The organism is Peribacillus sp. YIM B13477 (assembly GCF_042787955.1).
GTDB lineage: Bacteria > Bacillota > Bacilli > Bacillales > DSM-1321 > Peribacillus > Peribacillus frigoritolerans.
On record NZ_JBHZPD010000007.1, the window covers coordinates 158,074 to 177,098 of the forward strand.

General features: G+C 43.0%; 15 protein-coding genes. 14 read left to right on the forward strand and 1 reads right to left on the reverse strand.

From position 1 onward, the window contains the following. The first annotated feature begins 182 nt into the window (after window positions 1–182). The 10 genes from ACFX4H_RS19970 (at window position 183) to ACFX4H_RS20015 (ending at window position 14,087) form a co-directional block, all read left to right on the forward strand. Window positions 183–2,312 carry a (Fe-S)-binding protein gene (locus tag ACFX4H_RS19970; RefSeq protein ID WP_249598106.1) on the forward strand — a complete coding sequence of 710 codons (2,130 nt, stop codon included), beginning with the start codon at window positions 183–185 and terminating at the stop codon, window positions 2,310–2,312. Window positions 2,313–2,509: 197 nt separating this feature from the next. After that, entirely contained in the window at window positions 2,510–3,700 is a 1,191-nt protein-coding gene (locus ACFX4H_RS19975) for an acetyl-CoA C-acetyltransferase (protein ID WP_377436118.1), read from the forward strand. Between the two features lie 33 nt (window positions 3,701–3,733). After that, on the forward strand, window positions 3,734–4,585 hold the full coding sequence (locus ACFX4H_RS19980) for a 3-hydroxybutyryl-CoA dehydrogenase (protein WP_048683542.1): 852 nt from the start codon (window positions 3,734–3,736) through the stop codon (window positions 4,583–4,585). A 35-nt stretch (window positions 4,586–4,620) separates the two neighbouring features. Then, window positions 4,621–5,757, forward strand: coding sequence for an acyl-CoA dehydrogenase (locus ACFX4H_RS19985; protein WP_063589662.1), 1,137 nt, complete (start codon window positions 4,621–4,623; stop codon window positions 5,755–5,757). Between the two features lie 26 nt (window positions 5,758–5,783). Then, window positions 5,784–6,923 (forward strand): acyl-CoA dehydrogenase, encoded by a 1,140-nt coding sequence (locus tag ACFX4H_RS19990; RefSeq protein ID WP_034315870.1) that lies wholly within the window; start codon window positions 5,784–5,786, stop codon window positions 6,921–6,923. Window positions 6,924–7,031: 108 nt separating this feature from the next. After that, entirely contained in the window at window positions 7,032–7,664 is a 633-nt protein-coding gene (locus tag ACFX4H_RS19995) for a TetR/AcrR family transcriptional regulator (RefSeq protein WP_034315867.1), read from the forward strand. A gap of 30 nt (window positions 7,665–7,694) precedes the next feature. Continuing rightward, window positions 7,695–10,961, forward strand: coding sequence for a fused isobutyryl-CoA mutase/GTPase IcmF (gene icmF / locus ACFX4H_RS20000; RefSeq protein WP_034315866.1), 3,267 nt, complete (start codon window positions 7,695–7,697; stop codon window positions 10,959–10,961). Window positions 10,962–11,101: 140 nt separating this feature from the next. Next, window positions 11,102–11,272 (forward strand): hypothetical protein, encoded by a 171-nt coding sequence (locus ACFX4H_RS20005; RefSeq protein WP_156319604.1) that lies wholly within the window; start codon window positions 11,102–11,104, stop codon window positions 11,270–11,272. A gap of 205 nt (window positions 11,273–11,477) precedes the next feature. Then, window positions 11,478–12,068, forward strand: a complete 591-nt coding sequence (rpoE, locus tag ACFX4H_RS20010; protein WP_063589664.1) for a DNA-directed RNA polymerase subunit delta — start codon at window positions 11,478–11,480, stop codon at window positions 12,066–12,068. A 411-nt stretch (window positions 12,069–12,479) separates the two neighbouring features. Then, on the forward strand, window positions 12,480–14,087 hold the full coding sequence (locus ACFX4H_RS20015) for a CTP synthase (RefSeq protein WP_063589665.1): 1,608 nt from the start codon (window positions 12,480–12,482) through the stop codon (window positions 14,085–14,087). Between the two features lie 257 nt (window positions 14,088–14,344). On the opposite strand, the gene ACFX4H_RS20020 is transcribed toward ACFX4H_RS20015, so the two are convergent. Continuing rightward, the gene (locus ACFX4H_RS20020; protein ID WP_377436083.1) at window positions 14,345–14,875 is read right to left on the reverse strand and encodes a DUF2529 domain-containing protein; all 531 of its coding nucleotides are present in this window, start codon (window positions 14,873–14,875) and stop codon (window positions 14,345–14,347) included. 309 nt (window positions 14,876–15,184) lie between these two features. On the opposite strand from ACFX4H_RS20020, the gene ACFX4H_RS20025 reads away from it, so the two are divergent. From ACFX4H_RS20025 to ACFX4H_RS20040, 4 genes are all read left to right on the forward strand, one after another. Beyond that, complete coding sequence (locus ACFX4H_RS20025; protein ID WP_034315860.1) at window positions 15,185–15,556, forward strand: response regulator; 372 nt, start codon at window positions 15,185–15,187, stop codon at window positions 15,554–15,556. Between the two features lie 246 nt (window positions 15,557–15,802). Further along, on the forward strand, window positions 15,803–16,660 hold the full coding sequence (locus ACFX4H_RS20030; RefSeq protein ID WP_053536898.1) for a class II fructose-bisphosphate aldolase: 858 nt from the start codon (window positions 15,803–15,805) through the stop codon (window positions 16,658–16,660). Between the two features lie 161 nt (window positions 16,661–16,821). Beyond that, on the forward strand, window positions 16,822–17,472 hold the full coding sequence (gene fsa / locus ACFX4H_RS20035) for a fructose-6-phosphate aldolase (protein WP_034315855.1): 651 nt from the start codon (window positions 16,822–16,824) through the stop codon (window positions 17,470–17,472). Between the two features lie 209 nt (window positions 17,473–17,681). Beyond that, a complete protein-coding gene (locus ACFX4H_RS20040; RefSeq protein ID WP_034315853.1) occupies window positions 17,682–18,965 on the forward strand; it encodes a UDP-N-acetylglucosamine 1-carboxyvinyltransferase in 1,284 nt (427 codons plus the stop codon). Window positions 18,966–19,025: the final 60 nt, after the last annotated feature.

The window sequence follows — 19,025 nt, forward strand, 5'->3', positions numbered from 1 at the left end:
GGATTTGTCGAATTATATAAATTAAGGGGCAGAAAAATTAAATGGTTTTTAAAAGAAAAAAGTTGACTGAATGCTCATTCATTATATAATGGAATTAATCAAATTTCAGAAAAATGCCAAATTTCCCATAATGGTACCTGGCATTTTGCAATTTACTAAAGAGGGGGAAAGACTGCATGGAAATGAATGGTTTACTGTGGATCAACTTAGTTGCATTCCTGCTTGTAACCGCTTACGCCGCCGGTTTGTTTGTCTATTTGATAAAGACTCGTATTGCTTATATAAAACTTGGCAAAAAAGTGGAATTCGATAACCGTGTGAAAGATCGTCTTGTCAAAATAGGGGTTTATGTATTTGGACAGAAGAAGCTCTTTAAAGATAAAAAGAGCGGGATCATTCATGCCTTGTTATTTTATGGTTTCATATTAGTGCAATTTGGTGCACTTGATTTTTTCGTTAAAGGCTTAAGGCCGGGGTGGCATTTACCGTTCGGCCCTGTTTATCCGGCCTTTACTTTCTTCCAGGAAATTGTGACGCTTACCGTTCTTGTTGCAATCCTATGGGCGGCATACCGCCGTTATGTCGAAAAGCTTGTTCGCTTGAAAAGGGATTTCAAAGCAGGTTTGGTTGTCATCTTCATTACCGGTATCATGATCACCGTATTACTGGGGAATGGAATGGGAATGATCTGGCATGGACACGATGCAACCTGGTCGGAGCCAGTCGCATCGAGCATCGCATTTCTATTCGGCTGGATGGGGCCAACAGCGGCAACCGTCGTTTTTTATGTAGCTTGGTGGCTGCATTTACTGATCATATTATCTTTCCTTGTTTATATCCCGCAATCTAAGCACGCTCATTTGATTGCCGGTCCGATAAATGTATTCCTTAATCGCCTGGACAATCCGGGGAAATTGAAACCGGTTGATTTGGAAGAAGAGATTCTCGACAAAGAAGGCAATCAATATTACGGTGCCAAATATATCGAGGACTTGACGCAATATCAAATGGTGGACCTCTATGCCTGTGTGGAGTGCGGTCGCTGTACGAATATGTGCCCGGCTACAGGTACCGGGAAAATGCTGTCCCCGATGGATATCATAATCAAGATGCGTGACCATTTAACAAATACAGGCGCTGCCGTTACAACGAAGCAGCCATGGGTTCCATCTTTTGTTTTTGGAAATACGAAGGGAAATAAGATCGCTTTGGCTGGTGCCGCGCAGGGGGCGCAGGAGTCAGCTGCAGCAACAGAAGCATACAGTCCTAGCCTGATTGGCGAAGTCATTACAGAAGAAGAACTTTGGGCTTGCACCACATGCCGGAACTGTGAAGATCAATGCCCGGTAATGAATGAACATGTCGACAAAATCATTGATATGCGCCGTTATCTAGTGCTTACTGAGGGCAGACTTGATCCCGATGCACAGCGTGCCATGACGAATATCGAGCGTCAAGGGAACCCGTGGGGATTGAACCGTAAAGAGAGAGAAGATTGGCGAAGCCTTCGGGAAGATGTCAGCGTCCCAACCGTGAAGGAATTAAAAAAGGCAGACGAAGAATTCGAGTATTTATTTTGGGTGGGTTCAATGGGGTCGTACGATAACCGAAGCCAGAAGATTGCCCTTTCCTTTGCTAAATTATTGAATGAAGCGGGCGTCACATTTGCAATTCTCGGAAATAAGGAGAAAAACTCAGGGGATACTCCACGTCGATTGGGTAATGAGTTTGTTTTTCAGGAACTTGCCATGAAAAATATAGAAGAATTCCAGAAGAATGAAATAACGAAAATCGTGACGATCGATCCGCATGCATACAATATCTTTAAGAATGAGTATCCGGATTTTGGCTTGGAAGCGGAAGTGTATCACCATACTGAGCTGTTGGCCAAACTTGTCAGTGAAGGCAGGCTGGTGCCGCAATATCCGGTGAATGAGACGATTACATTCCACGATTCCTGTTATTTGGGAAGGTACAATGAAGTTTACAGCCCGCCGCGTGAAATCTTACAATCCATTGATGGAGTGAGACTTATTGAGATGGAGCGTAACCGTGAGAAGGGTATGTGCTGCGGAGCTGGAGGCGGTTTGATGTGGATGGAAGAAGAAACTGGAAACCGCATTAATGTGGCCCGTACCGAACAAGCGCTGGCCGTCAGCCCAACAGTGATCAGCTCAGGATGTCCTTATTGCCTGACCATGCTATCTGATGGGACGAAAGCAAAAGAAGTTGAGGAAAATGTTAAAACGTATGATGTAGCTGAACTACTCGAAAAAGCGGTCATTGGTGAAAATAAATCGATTGCCTCTTAATTGTAAATGGAATAGCCTGCTTCCTCTAAATGAGATTCAAATGGAAGCAGGCAATATTTTCAATATTTATAAACTAAATATTTTCATTTTTGAGAAAAATGTGTAATATAATATAATATTAAGCGCTTACAACACTATTTTTTTAACTCCAAATTGAGCGAGCGTTCAATCAATGTTACTTATAGGGGGAAATAATGATGGCGAAAACAGTGATTATTAGCGGTGTGAGAACACCTTTTGGTAAATTTGGCGGTGGTCTTAGCAGTTTGACGGCATCACAACTTGGTGGAATAGCAATCAAAGAGGCACTTGTTCGGGCAGGGATTGAAGGAAGCCAAGTGGACGAGGTCATCATGGGGAATGTGCTTCAAGCAGGCCAAGGCCAAATACCGTCCCGCCAGGCAGCCCGTCATGCTGGATTGCCTTGGGAAGTGAAAACGGAAACCATTAATAAAGTATGCGCATCAGGACTTCGCAGTGTCACATTGGCTGATCAGATCATTCGCTTAGGTGAAGAAGAAATCATTGTTGCCGGCGGAATGGAATCGATGAGCAATGCACCTTATATCCTTCCGAAAGCAAGGTGGGGCCTAAGGATGGGTGATGGGGAACTGAAGGATACGATGATATCGGATGGACTAAGCTGCAGTTTTACGGGCGTACATATGGGGACTTACGGTAACAGTACAGCCGAGGATCTTGAAATCACCCGTGAGGAACAAGATAACTGGGCTTATGAGAGTCACCAAAAAGCGATAAAAGCAATCGATGGCGGAATTCTTGCAGAAGAAATCATTTCCGTACAGGTGCCGGTCCGAAAAGGCGAACCAATTACCATCGAACATGATGAAGCCCCAAGAAAAGATACATCTGCCGGAAAGTTGGCTAAACTGGGTCCAGCTTTCAATAATGAGGGGACCATTACGGCTGGTAATGCACCCGGTGTCAATGACGGGGCAGGTGCACTCGTATTGATGGGTGAGGAACGTGCTGAAAAGGAAGGGAAAACGCCTTTTGCCTATATTTTAGCTCATGCAGAAGTGGCAGTGGAAGCAAAGGACTTCCCTAAAACGCCAGGTCTGGTCATAAATGAACTTCTTCAGAAGACAGGTAAATCGATAGAGGAAATTGATTTATTTGAAGTGAATGAAGCATTTGCTGCGGTTGCATTGGCCAGCGGGAAAATTGCCAACATCGAGCCGGGAAAAGTGAATGTAAACGGAGGGGCTGTAGCATTAGGTCACCCGATCGGGGCAAGTGGTGCCCGCATCATCATTACGCTGATGCATGAACTGAAACGCCGCGGAGGGGGATTGGGCATCGCAGCGATCTGTAGTGGCGGCGGTCAGGGAGATGCCATTTTAATAGAAGTGCCTAAGCAAGGATAATAGTTTCATAGATAAATGAGGAGGGATATTCCCATGGGCATTCAAAAAGTGATGGTCATTGGTGCGGGACAGATGGGATCTGGCATTGCCCAGGTCTGTGCAATGAGCGGTTATGAAGTTCTTTTACACGATTTAAAAGATGAGTATGTAGAAAAGGGTTTAGGGACTATTGCCAAAAACCTATCGCGGCAGGTTGAAAAAGGGAAAATGGAATCCGAGGAGAAGGATGCAATCCTTTCCCGGCTTACTTCCTCAACGAATTTGAAAAATGCAGCAGCAGTAGATTTGGTGATTGAAGCGGCAGTGGAAAACATGGAAATAAAAACAAGAATATTCGCCGAGTTGGATGAAATCACGCCCCGGCACGTCATTCTTGCATCCAATACTTCTTCGCTACCAATTACCGAGATAGCCGCTGCCACGAAAAGGCCGGAAAAGGTAATTGGCATGCACTTTATGAACCCGGTTCCAGTCATGAAGCTGGTTGAGGTCATCCGCGGACTTGCTACAGCGGATGAAGTTTATCAAGAGGTTGAAAAGATGGCTGAATCCTTGAATAAGGTACCGGTGGAAGTCAATGATTTTCCAGGTTTTGTAGCGAATCGGATTTTGATGCCGATGATCAATGAGGCCATCTATACGCTTTATGAGGGCGTCGCTACTAAAGAAGCGATCGATGACGTAATGAAACTGGGCATGAACCATCCGATGGGCCCGCTTACGCTAGCTGACTTCATCGGCCTGGATACATGCTTGTATATAATGGAAACCCTTCACCAAGGACTGGGAGACGATAAATACCGACCGTGTCCGCTGTTAAGGAAATATGTAAAGGCAGGGTGGTTAGGCAAGAAATCAGGACGGGGCTTTTATGAATATAACTAATCATGGAAAGATGTGCAGCCAGGGAGGGATGAAGGATGGAGTTCAAGTTTACCGAAGAACATGAAATGATGCGGAAAATGGTAAGCTCTTTTGCGGAGAATGAGATCACTCCTCATATCGAGGCAATGGAAACAGGCGTGTTTCCAAAAACGATTCTGCAAAAAATGGGTGAGCTTGGTTTGATGGGAATTCCGATTTCAGAAGAATACGGTGGCGCGGGTATGGACTTCATGTCTTATATCATTGCCATCAATGAGATTTCCAAAGTAAGTCCCACTCTTGGTGTCATACTGTCCGTTCATACATCTGTTGGCACAAATCCAATCGTTTATTTTGGAACGGAAGAGCAGAAGCGAAAGTATGTACCTAAGTTAGCCGCTGGTGAAAATTTAGGGGCCTTTTGTTTGACTGAGCAAAGCTCAGGTTCCGATGCTGCGAGTTTGAAATCGAAGGCAGTGGCAGTAAAGGAAGGCGGACAATATCGAATAAATGGGTCCAAGGTTTTTATCACGAATGGCGGGGAAGCGGATGTGTTCATTGTTTTTGCTTCAACCGACCCTCAAAAGGGAAGCAAGGGAATCTCTGCTTTTGTCGTAGAAAAAGGGACGCCAGGTTTAATCATCGGTAAAGATGAACGTAAAATGGGCCTTCATGGGTCGAGCACCGTGCAGGTAACATTCGAGGATATGAAAGTCCCTACAGCCAATCTCCTTGGCAAAGAAGGTGAAGGTTTTAAGATCGCCATGGCCAACTTGGATGCTGGAAGGATCGGGATTGCCGCTCAAGCGCTAGGTATTGCAGAAGGAGCCATGGAACATGCTGTCCAATATGCAAAAAGCAGGGAGCAATTCGGAAAACCCATTGCAGAACAGCAAGGGATTGGTTTCAAACTGGCAGAAATGGCAACGAGCATAGAAGCTTCGAGGCTACTCGTCTATCGGGCGGCATATTTACGCTCGCAAGGATTGAATTGCGGTAAAGAGGCAGCGATGGCTAAGCTATTCGCTTCGAGGACGGCCGTTGAGGTGGCGATAGAAGCAGTCCAAGTGTTCGGAGGCTATGGATATACAACGGATTATCCGGTCGAACGATATTTCAGGGATGCAAAGGTAACTGAAATTTATGAGGGTACAAGCGAAATACAGAGAATGGTCATCAGTAAAAATCTATAATTACGAGAAACTTAGGAGGCATTGCCATGCAATTTAAACTAACGGAAGAACATGAAATGATCAGGAAAATGGTGCGCGACTTTGCCCAGAATGAAGTGGCTCCTACTGCTGCCGAGAGGGATGAAGAAGAACGATTCGACCGTGAAATCTTCGATAAAATGGCTGAACTTGGATTGACCGGGATTCCGTGGCCTGAGGAATACGGCGGAATTGGAAGTGATTACTTAGCGTATTGCATAGCGGTTGAGGAACTTTCCCGAGTTTGCGCTTCTACTGGGGTGACTTTATCAGCCCATACTTCGCTCGCAGGATGGCCAATATATAAGTTTGGCACTGAAGAACAAAAACAAAAATACCTTCGCCCGATGGCACAGGGTGAAAAAATCGGTGCATATGGCCTGACTGAGCCTAGCTCAGGCTCAGACGCCGGCGGGATGAGAACGACTGCAAAGCTTGTGGGTGATGAATATGTTATCAGCGGTTCCAAAATCTTCATTACGAACGGCGGGATTGCGGATACATATGTCGTCTTTGCATTGACGGATCCTGAATCGAAGCAAAAAGGAACGAGTGCTTTTATCATTGAAAAGGACTTCCCGGGCTTCAGTGTTGGTAAAAAAGAGAAGAAGCTTGGAATCCGTTCATCACCGACTACGGAAATCATCTTTGACGAGTGCCGTGTTCCTAAAGAAAATCTCCTTGGAAAAGAAGGGGAAGGCTTTAAAATCGCGATGATGACGCTTGATGGCGGCCGTAATGGAATTGCAGCCCAGGCTGTAGGGATAGCCCAAGGTGCATTGGATGCCGCGGTTGATTATGCAAAAGAGCGCGTCCAATTCGGCAAGCCAATTTCTGCACAGCAGGGAATCGGTTTTAAATTGGCGGATATGGCAACGGGTGTTGAGGCTTCAAGACTATTAACCTATCAGGCAGCCTGGTTGGAATCAGTGGGCCTTCCTTATGGGAAAGAGTCGGCCATGTCCAAACTTTTTGCTGGAGATACAGCAATGAAAGTGACGACGGAGGCCGTACAGGTTTTCGGGGGCTATGGATATACAAAAGATTATCCAGTGGAGCGGTATATGCGTGATGCGAAAATAACCCAGATTTACGAAGGTACTCAGGAAATTCAAAAGCTGGTCATCTCACGGATGGTTACTAAATAGGGTTGAAACTGTGGTTTTCCGATGAGGCTCTGCCTTTACCGGAATTCCCTTTTCAATTTCTTCAGAATATCAATGGTTGAATAATGGGCTTTTAAAAGGAGTTTGGAAATGGAAAAAAGAGAGGTTCTTGCATCTGTAAAGGATGAGCGGCTGGTTGAAAAAAGGCGTACTCAAATGATTAAGGGAGCGGTAACCCTTTTTAAAGAAAAGGGGTTTCATCGTACGACAACCAGGGAAATTGCCAAAGCGGCAGGCTTTAGCATTGGCACATTATACGAGTATATCCGGACCAAGGAAGATATATTATATCTCGTTTGTGACTTTATTTATGATGAAGTCCAGGAAAAGCTTCAGAAGGAAATAGAACAGAGTGATGGGACACTTGAAAGCTTGAAGCTGACGATCGCCTATTTTTATAAAGTGATGGATGATATGCAGGACGAAGTGCTTGTCATGTATCAGGAAGTGAAGGCCCTGACGAAAGATGCTTTACCATATGTTCTGAACAAAGAACTTCGGATGGTGGGCATGTTCGAAAAAGTGATAACGAAATGTGTCGAGAATGGGGAGCTCTCATTAACGGAAAAACAAATAAGCCTTGTTTCACATAACATTTTCGTACAGGGACAGATGTGGAGTTTTAGAAGATGGGCATTGCATAAACAGTACACGCTTCAAGAGTATGTTGAACTGCAGACGCAATTATTGATTCAAAATGTATCGGGTTCCAAAGTGCACTGATATAAATAAGTTTCAATAAGGGGGAGCTAAATGAGTACAGTTGAGGTGTATAAACCGAAGAACCATATTAGATTCGTTACAGCTTCGAGCTTATTTGATGGACATGATGCATCCATCAATATAATGAGGAGAATCCTTCAGTCCAGCGGGGCGGAAGTAATTCACCTAGGTCATAATCGTTCGGTGGAAGAAATCGTGAATGCGGCCATCCAGGAAGATGTTCAAGGCATAGCCATGTCATCTTACCAAGGCGGACATGTGGAATATTTTAAATATATGTATGACCTGCTGATGGAAAAGGGAGCCGGGCACATTCGGATTTTTGCCGGCGGTGGCGGGGTCATCATCCCTAGGGAAATTAAAGAACTCCATGATTATGGAATTGCCCGTATCTTTTCGCCTGATGAAGGGAGGGAATATGGGCTTCAAGGAATGATAAACGTTTTGATGGAGGAGTGTGATTTCTCGACAGTCAAACCATCTTTACAGGAACGTTTTGATGAATTGATTGCCGGGGGAACGAATGCCATTGCCCAATTCATTACCTTTGCCGAAAATAGGCTCGATGTTTCACAGGAATCAGCGGCAGCGGTGGAGAGTCTTTTTGAGCAGATCAAGACTTCCGAAAAGAAGGTTCCTGTTCTGGGAATCACGGGGACTGGCGGAGCTGGAAAAAGTTCATTGACTGATGAATTGATACGAAGGTTCATTAACGAAATTCCGGACGAGAGAGTCGCCATTCTATCTGTAGACCCGACCAAACAGAAAACGGGCGGTGCCCTTCTTGGTGACAGGATCAGAATGAACTCGATTTTTTCAGATCGTGTTTATATGCGGAGCCTGGCCACGCGCCATTCAAAAAGTGAGCTGTCTTTGGCGATAAAGGATGCCATTTCCGTCGTGAAGGCAGCAGGCTTCGATTTAATCATTGTTGAAACGAGCGGGATCGGTCAGGGTGATGCAGAAATTGCCGAAATATGCGATGTATCCATGTATGTAATGACGAGTGAATTCGGTGCTCCTTCGCAACTTGAAAAAATCGATATGATTGATTATGCAGACTTGATAGTCATTAACAAATACGAGCGCAAAGGTTCCGAAGATGCAAAAAACCAAGTTCAAAAGCAATACCAAAGAAGCCGTACGCTTTTTGATCAAGATCCATCTGAAATGCCAGTATACGGTACAATCGCTTCCCAATTCAATGACCCAGGCACCAATGCATTATTCGCTGCACTGATTGAAAAGCTTAATGAAAAATCAGGAACTGCTTGGAGTACGGCCTTTTCGAAAGAAGCTGATGTTTACAAGCAAAATGTCATCATTCCAACTGACCGCCGGTATTATTTACGTGAAATCAGTGATACGGTCAGATCGTATCATAAGCGTGCCGCTGAACAAGTGCGTATTGCCCGGAGGCTTTTCCAGCTAGAAGGAGCCATTGATGCAGTTAAGGAAAATGATAACGACGGCGATATGGTGGCTTCTTTAGAAAAACTGAAAAAGGAAACCGCTTCGAATTTATCACCTGAATCTAAAAAAATCCTTTCTGGATGGATCGATTTAAAAGAAAAGTATGCAGGTGAGCAGTTTGTAACGAAAGTCAGGGATAAAGAAATCGTGACAAAGCTGAAAACGAAAAGTTTATCAGGTTTAATGATCCCGAGAGTATCACTGCCGAAATATGTGGATTATGGAGAGATTTTGGGATGGGTATTCCGTGAGAACGTTCCGGGCTTCTTTCCTTACACAGCGGGAGTCTTTCCGTTCAAGCGTGAAGGGGAAGACCCGAAGCGGCAATTTGCCGGTGAAGGATCGCCCGACCGTACCAACAGGCGTTTTCATTATTTATCAAAGGATGATACGGCTAAACGGCTAAGCACGGCTTTCGATTCTGTAACTTTATATGGCGAGGACCCTGATCACCGGCCTGATATCTATGGAAAGGTAGGGGAAAGCGGAGTCAGCATCTGCACGTTGGATGACATGAAAAAGCTGTATGCAGGTTTTGATCTTTGCCACCCCTCAACCTCTGTATCCATGACCATCAATGGACCGGCACCAATCATTTTGGCCATGTATATGAATACGGCGGTCGATCAGCAGATTCAACGGAAAGAAGAAGAGCTAGGCCGTCCCCTTACAGACGCCGAAGCTGAAGAAGTGCAGGCTTATACGCTTCAGACGGTACGCGGAACTGTTCAGGCGGATATTCTGAAAGAGGACCAAGGCCAGAATACATGCATCTTCTCTACGGAATTTGCTCTAAGGTTAATGGGCGACATTCAAGCCTATTTCATCGATCGGAAAGTCAGGAACTATTACTCTGTATCCATTTCTGGCTATCACATTGCAGAAGCGGGTGCCAACCCAATTTCACAGCTGGCTTTTACATTAGCGAATGGCTTTACTTACATCGAATATTATTTAAGCCGCGGAATGAATATTGATGACTTTGCCCCGAATTTGTCGTTCTTCTTCTCAAATGGGCTCGACCCGGAATATACGGTCATCGGGAGGGTGGCAAGAAGGATCTGGGCGACAGTCATGCGGGATAAATATGGTGCGAACGACCGCAGCCAGAAGCTCAAATATCATATACAGACTTCCGGGCGCTCGCTTCATGCCCAAGAAATTGATTTTAATGATATCAGAACGACACTTCAAGCTTTAATGGCACTGCAGGACAACTGTAATTCCCTGCATACTAATGCGTACGATGAAGCCATCACGACGCCTACAGAAGAATCAGTGCGCCGGGCAATGGCCATCCAAATGATCATTACGAAGGAGCATGGTCTCTCAAAAAATGAAAACCCGATGCAAGGTGCCTTCATCGTGGAGGAATTGACGGATCTGGTCGAAGAGGCCGTCCTGCAAGAGTTCGATCGCATCAATGATCGTGGCGGTGTGCTGGGTGCAATGGAGACGCAATATCAGCGCGGGAAAATCCAGGATGAATCGATGCATTACGAAATGAAAAAGCATACGGGAGAATTGCCGATCATCGGTGTAAATACGTATTTGAATCCAAATCCTCCTTCCGAAGAAGCAGTGAACAGCATGGAGATTGCCCGTGCAACCAAGGAAGAAAAGGAAGGGCAAATCATAAATCTCCGGGCATTCCAGGAAAGAAATAAGGAGTTCACGGATGAAGCGTTAACTAAACTGAAATTGGCAGCCATGAATGGGGAAAATATCTTTGCTGAGCTCATGAACTGCGTGAGGGTGGCCAGTCTGGGTCAGATAACGAGGGCGTTATATGATGTAGGCGGTCAATATCGAAGAAATATGTAAACTAAAGAAGGGGGGCTCCGAACGTTTAGGGGCCCTTTTTTTAAATAATTCCCGTCTTTTTTAACAAAATGAAGATTTTGCCTTATAATTATTCGGAAAAGGGGCAAAAATGAAGAATCAGCCCTATTGGAGTTGAGAAAATGAACCTGAAAATGATTGGGTTGATCATAGGTTACATTCTTGCCATCATTTTTTTATTTGAGCTGTATGAGCATCAATTGGGAGCCATTTCTTTTTTTATCCTGACTGTTGTCTTTTTTACGGCAGCCTATCGTCAGAAATCGAAAAAGAAAAAAAGGAATGATCTTTAGCTTTTGGTTTCCTATGAATGATAGACAATAAGGTAAATCTGTGAAAGTATCATATAGAACTAGCATAAACCCATTTAGATTGTTTATAATGGAGTATATGTCTAGCAGGAATTGTCGTTATTTTATCGAACTACTGTTTTAGATTATTTTTTTATGTGAAAAAACACGGAATTCAGTGTTTGAATAGAGAAGGGAAGTGCGGAATTTGAGTTTAAAACAATACTCAAAAGAGCAATTATTGGAAATGTCCTTAATAGAGATGGCATATGATTTGTTAGTTGAAAGAAATGAACCGATTCCATTTAAAGACTTAATTAGTGAATTAGCTTCGCTGCACCATTTATCCAAAGCGGAAGTGGAAAAGAAAATTGCCCAATTCTATACGGATTTAAATGTGGATGGCCGTTTCACTTCACTTGGAGACAACCGCTGGGGATTGAAAACATGGTACCCAGTTGACCAAATCGAAGAAGAAGTGGTACATGTTGTAAAACCTAAAAAGAAAAAGAAAGCCAAAAAGGCTGCTGTCGTCATCGATGATTTCGATGAACTTGAAGACGAAGATCTTGACTTTGAAGAGGATATCGATGATCTGGACGAGGATGAAGATGACGACGATGATGATATTCTAGGTTCTCCAGTCATCGACGAAGTGCTTTTGGATGATGACGTGGATGATGACGATGATCTGGAAGAAGAAATAATCGAAGATGATGCATTTGTCCTGGAAGATGATGAGGACGAAGATGACGACGAAGATGAATTGGATGACTTGAATGAAGAAGATGAGAAATAAATAATCGCCCTTGACTTTTTAAGGCGAAATTTGTAGAATCATTTTTGGGCTCCTTAAAAAAGGACACAATGATTAAATTATATCGCTCCCTTACTTTTTTGTAAGCGGAGCGTTTTTGTTTTTAATGATGGAATGAATAAATGACATCATTTTTTTATTTTTAAAAATGATTTCTCGTAGAATTGTAAAAACTATAGAGAACATATTTATGTTAACTGTCATTTAAGGAAATTTATTCTTGTTCATGTATCCTGCATGACTCTCACTAAAGACCTTTAAGTGATTAATGGTTTGTACTGGTTACGGTTTTTAGCTTTTAACCGCTCATGTGGCGGAAGATTTGATTCAGGTTCCGATCTAATGATGTGAAGAACTGAATTGGAAGAAAACATTCTATTAGGAGGATATAAGATGACAAAATATATTTTTGTGACAGGTGGAGTAGTTTCTTCCTTGGGAAAAGGGATTACGGCCGCTTCTTTAGGAAGATTATTAAAAAATAGGGGATTGAATGTTACGATCCAGAAGTTTGACCCTTATATCAACTTGGATCCTGGTACGATGAGTCCATATCAACATGGTGAAGTGTTTGTAACGGATGATGGTGCTGAAACGGACTTGGATTTGGGGCACTATGAGCGTTTCATCGATATCAACCTTGGTAAACACAGCAATGTGACTACAGGCAGAATTTATTCAACCGTCCTGAGAAAAGAACGCCGTGGCGATTATCTAGGTGGAACGGTTCAAGTCATTCCCCATATCACGAATGAAATCAAAGAACGGGTTTTCCGTTCAGGCAATGAAACGAATGCCGACATAGTCATCACTGAAATTGGCGGTACTGTAGGGGATATCGAGTCTCTTCCATTCCTTGAAGCGATTCGCCAAATCAAGAGTGATATCGGCATCAATAATGTTATGTATATCCACTGTACACTGGTTCCTTACATCAAAGCTGCAGGTGAAATGAAAACAAAACCGACACAGCATAGTGTAAAAGAATTACGCAGTCTTGGCATTCAGCCAAATATCATCGTTGCACGTACAGAAAGCCCGATTTCACAAGATATGAAGGATAAAATCGCTTTATTCTGCGATATCGATAAAAATTCTGTTATTGAATGTCTTGATGCTGATACACTTTACTCCATCCCTCTAGCGCTTCAAGCACAAAATATGGACCAAATCGTTTGTGATCACTTGCAATTGGACTGTGGCGAAGCGGATATGGAAGATTGGAAGGAACTAGTCAAAAAGGTTACTTCTTTATCAAAGAAAACGAAAATCGCCTTAGTCGGAAAATATGTTGAATTGCAAGATGCTTATCTTTCAGTAGTGGAAGCACTTAAGCATGCTGGTTACGCATTTGATGCAGATGTTGAAATCGACTGGGTGAATTCCGAAGATGTAACTAAAGAAAATGTTGCAGAACTTCTTCAAGATGCAGATGGAATCCTTGTACCTGGAGGTTTTGGAGATCGTGGAATCGAAGGGAAAATTGCAGCGACTGAATTTGCCCGCACGACAAAAAAACCATTCTTCGGAATTTGCTTAGGCATGCAGTTGGCGTCCATTGAGTATGCACGCAACGTCCTGGGATTGCCAGAAGCACATTCAGCTGAAATTAAGGAGGATACTCCTGATCCAATCATCGATCTTCTTCCTGAGCAGAAGGATGTAGAAGATTTGGGCGGAACACTGCGTCTTGGTCTGTATCCATGTAAGCTTATCGAAGGTACTAAAGCATACGAAGCTTATAATGACGAGGTTGTTTATGAACGTCACCGTCACCGTTATGAATTCAATAACCACTACCGTCAAGCTATGGAAGAAGCAGGATTCGTGTTCTCCGGTACAAGTCCAGACGGTCGTCTAGTCGAAATCATTGAACTGAAAGATCATCCTTGGTTTGTGGCTTCCCAATTCCATCCGGAATTCACGTCACGTCCTAACCGTCCACAGCCGCTATTCCGCGACTTTGTCGGTATGTCATTAAAGAACGGCAAAAATCTTTAATAAACAAAAAAACAGCCCCTGTGGCTGTTTCAGACTGTAGGCAAACTTGAAGAAAATCGAGTTTGCCTACAGTTTTTTTTATGGTTTGTACTTTGGGAGGGTTGATGGCCACTCCAAGCACCGCTTAGATGCGCTTTCCCACATGAGTCCCGCACACCCGCTCCAATCAAATTTGTTTTAACATTTAGAGGGTGGTCAGTGGGTTCGGGAACATCATTTGATGAAAGATATTTCCGAACCTTTTTTAGATGAATTCATCATTCTTCATCTTCATATTCTTTTATGATTTCTTCAAGAGTGAATTTAATTCCATGATAAGCGAAAAGAGCGGTAAGGAGGGTAGGGTACCCATATCGACTTCCGGTTTCATCGGGAATCAATCCCCGTTGGATGCGTAAATCAATATGTACGTCAGCCAACTCCAAAAGAGAATCTTCTTCGGAAGGGACGGATGTAGAAACCGTAACAAATGGGATATCTTTTTCCTTGAGTTGTTTTGCCAGCATCAATGCTTCTGAATCGTCCGAATGGCGGCTGAATATAAGAAATCGATCTTCCTTGGAAATTGTTTCACTTAATTCATACCTTTTTGCCTTAGGAAAGGGTTCTTCCCCATGCAATGCCTCGGCAGTGACGCCCTGCATTTCACCAAAACCGTGAATGAACACAGAACCGTCCCCAACCACAGCCTGAGCCAGCAGGCGTCCGGCATCCTCCATTTCGAAGGCTTCATTTTCAATCATTTTTTTAAATAAACCGCTTATCTGTGTCGAGAAAATTTTTAACATGATCAGGGACTCCTTTAAAAATTAATATACTAATTATAAAGGACTTTCCTTTCCATTGACAGGTTTCAGGGTTATTGGTCCAAAGGGCAGAATTAACTAAATCGGTCGAAAAAACAAAAAAATTAAAATTCCTTTTAGCCATACAGCAGGAATTTTGTTACAATTATCGAATATGAACATAGATATCATGAATGAATAAATGCGTTGCTTAAGTAATTTGACGCAGTCTATGTAACTACCCTTTTTCGGGTAATGGGCCGAATAGGCTAATATATTTAATGGATGAATCGGGAAGGGGGAGGTGATAAAATGCCAGGGAAAATATTGATTGTTGATGATCAATTCGGGATTCGTATTTTATTGAACGAGGTGTTACATAAAGAAGGGTATGAAACATTTCAAGCAGCTAATGGCATTCAAGCCTTGGAAGTGCTAAATAACCATTCACCCGATCTTGTATTGCTGGATATGAAGATTCCGGGAATGGATGGCATTGAGATCTTGAAAAGGATGAAAGTCGTCGATCCGGACATCCGGGTCATAATCATGACGGCATATGGTGAACTTGATATGATTCAAGAAGCAAAGGATTTAGGTGCAATGACACACTTTGCAAAGCCGTTTGATATTGATGATATTAGAAAAGCCGTTCGTGAATACTTACCGATTCAATCGAGTTAACGGTCTTGAAAGTTTAATATTATTGACGGGGAAATTGCCGCGGCTATCTTTTTTTAGATGGGCCGTGTTTTTTTGGAATAAAATTTGAGACATGGTACAGTTGTAATTGTTGCTGTTTTTTTGATGTATTGATATGCTAAAAGAGGAGAGATATTCTGATTTATAAGCGTATGCTACTTTCGTTTTAGGGAATATCTAGAAAGAATTAACTTTAAAAATAAACATCCACTAGTAGGAGGAAATCAAATGCCTTTAGTTTCTATGAAAGATATGCTGAATAAAGCCCTTGATGAAAAATATGCAGTAGGTCAATTCAATATCAATAACCTTGAATGGACTCAAGCTATCCTAGCTGCTGCTGAACAAGAAAAATCTCCAGTCATCCTTGGTGTTTCCGAAGGTGCTGCCCGTCATATGGGTGGTTTTAAAACGACTGTCATGATGGTTCAAGGATTGTTGGAAGACATGAAAATCACTGTTCCTGTGGCCATTCACCTTGACCATGGTTCAAGTTTTGATAAATGTAAGGAAGCTATCGAAGCCGGTTTCACTTCAGTAATGATCGACGCTTCACATCATCCAATCGAAGAAAATATCGAAACAACCAAAAAGGTTGTCGAATTCGCTCACGCACGCAATGTTTCGGTTGAAGCGGAAGTGGGCACGGTTGGCGGACAAGAAGATGATATTATCGCTGATGGAGTCGTATATGCAGACCCTCAAGAATGTGAACAGTTGGTTAAAGAAACGAATGTCGACTGTTTTGCTCCAGCTTTGGGATCCGTTCACGGACCATACAAAGGTGAACCTAACCTAGGCTATAAAGAAATGGAAGAAGTACGGGATTTAACGAACAAACCTCTTGTTCTTCATGGTGGTACAGGCATCCCTCTGAAAGATATCCAAAAAGCGATTTCACTTGGAACATCAAAAATCAATGTGAATACGGAAAATCAAATCGTGTTCACAAAAGCGGTTCGTGAAATTCTGAATAACGATTCTGAAGTGTACGATCCTCGTAAATACATGGTTCCTGGCCGTGAAGCTATTAAAGAAACCGTCATCGGCAAAATTCGTGAATTCGGTTCAAACGGCAAAGCATAATTTCAAAGGGGTTCCATCCCTTTAAATGTAAGGCAATATTCCCATTGGGGGGCTCCCCCCTAATGGTTTCTTTTAGATGCAGGCTTAATCCGGGCTATATTTTTCGAACAATTAGAATTCAATAGAGAAATAAAAAATCGATTACATACGGAGGATATTTTATGAAATTCTTTATAGATACAGCAAATATGGAAGAAATCAAACAAGCACACGAACTTGGCGTTCTAGCAGGTGTTACGACTAACCCATCTCTTGTTGCAAGGGAAAAGGGAGTTTCTTTCCATGACCGGCTAAAAGAAATCACAAGCCTTGTTAAGGAATCCGTTTCTGCTGAAGTCATTGCGCTTGATTTTGAAGGAATGATGGCAGAAGCCAAGGAGCTTGTTGCGATTGCACCTAATATCACGATCAAAGTGCCAATGACTCCAGATGGCTTGAAGGCTGTTTCAGCACTTACAAAACAAGGTGTCAAAACAAATGTCACGCTTATTTTCAGTGCCAACCAAGCATTATTGGCAGCTAGGGCGGGAGCAACTTATGTATCGCCATTTTTAGGACGCTTGGACGATATCGGCCAAAATGGTTTGGATTTAATTTCGGATATTGCTGACATATTTGCAATTCATGATATCAATGCTGAGATCATTGCAGCTTCCATCCGCCATCCGATGCATATTACAGAAGCGGCTCTTAAAGGAGCACATATTGCAACGATCCCTTATAAAGTTTTAATGCAATTATTCCACCACCCATTAACGGATAAAGGGATTGAAGCTTTCTTGAATGATTGGAATTCACGTACAGAAGCATAATGCCTTGCCGCTAAGTCGCTATAGATTGCACTGTTTTAATAAAATTAACATAAATTAGAAATTTTTATCTTTTTTTTACATGAATTTTCTACTTTTGTGTAAACTAAAGAACTAGATAGTAAATGTTGTCGGATTATGCAATTTTCTTGTGGTAAAATATTACTTTTTGGAAGTAGCTTCTAAGTGCTTAGCGTGGAAGGGAGTATATTATGGAAAAACTTAAAATTGCCGGTGGCTATCCTCTAAAGGGAAGCATTCGTGTCAGTGGAGCAAAAAATAGCGCGGTTGCCCTTATTCCGGCAACAATTTTAGCGGATTCTCCCGTAACGATTGAAGGCCTGCCGGATATCTCGGATGTACAGATGCTGAAAGAGTTAATGGAGGAAATCGGCGGTGAGGTGTCCTTTGATGAAGGACAGATGACAGTCAACCCCAGCAGGATGATTTCAATGCCTCTACCGAATGGCAGGGTCAAGAAGTTACGTGCTTCGTATTATTTAATGGGGGCAATGCTTGGTAAATTCAAAAAGGCAGTGATCGGCTTGCCTGGAGGCTGCCATTTAGGACCCCGGCCGATAGATCAGCATATTAAGGGGTTCGAAGCACTTGGCGCACAAGTGACGAATGAACAAGGAGCCATTTACCTTAGGGCGGACGAGCTCCGGGGAGCACGCATATATTTGGATGTCGTTAGTGTAGGGGCAACGATCAACATCATGCTTGCCGCCGTTTTGGCCAAAGGCCGCACTGTGATTGAAAACGCTGCGAAAGAACCGGAAATCATCGATGTCGCCACATTGTTGACCAATATGGGAGCAAAAATTAAGGGTGCTGGAACGGATATCATTCGTATTGATGGTGTGGAAAGTTTGCATGGTTGCAAGCATACAATCATACCGGATCGGATTGAAGCCGGTACTTTCATGATTTTAGCCGCTGCTGTCGGTGAAGGGATTCTGATCGATAATGTCATTCCCCAGCATTTGGAGTCACTAACTGCCAAATTGAGGGAAATGGGGATCAATATTGAAGCGGGTGATGACCAGATATTTGTCTCACCGGGAGAAAATTATAAATCCGTTGATATCAAGACGTTGGTTTACCCTGGATTCCCAACAGATCTTCAGCAACCTTTCACTTCCCTTTTAACAAAAGCAAGCGGTTCTAGCATGGTGACCGATACGATATACGGGGCACGATTTAAGCATATTGATGAACTGCGACGCATGAATGCGAAGATCAAAGTCGAGGGCAGAGCGGGCATCGTCGATGGTCCTGTCCAACTTCATGGGGCAAAAGTGAAGGCAAGCGATTTACGTGCCGGAGCAGCTCTGGTAATTGCCGGTTTAATGGCTGAAGGGATTACAGAAGTGACCGGGCTTGAACATATAGATCGCGGATATAGCCATCTTGTTGAAAAACTTTCAGGTTTGGGAGCGACGATTTGGCGTGAAGAAATGACGCAAGAAGAAGTGGAGCAGCTTAAAAGCTGATCCCTTTTCTTGTTACCTCATTGTGTTACTATATATGATATAATGTGTTATACTAATATA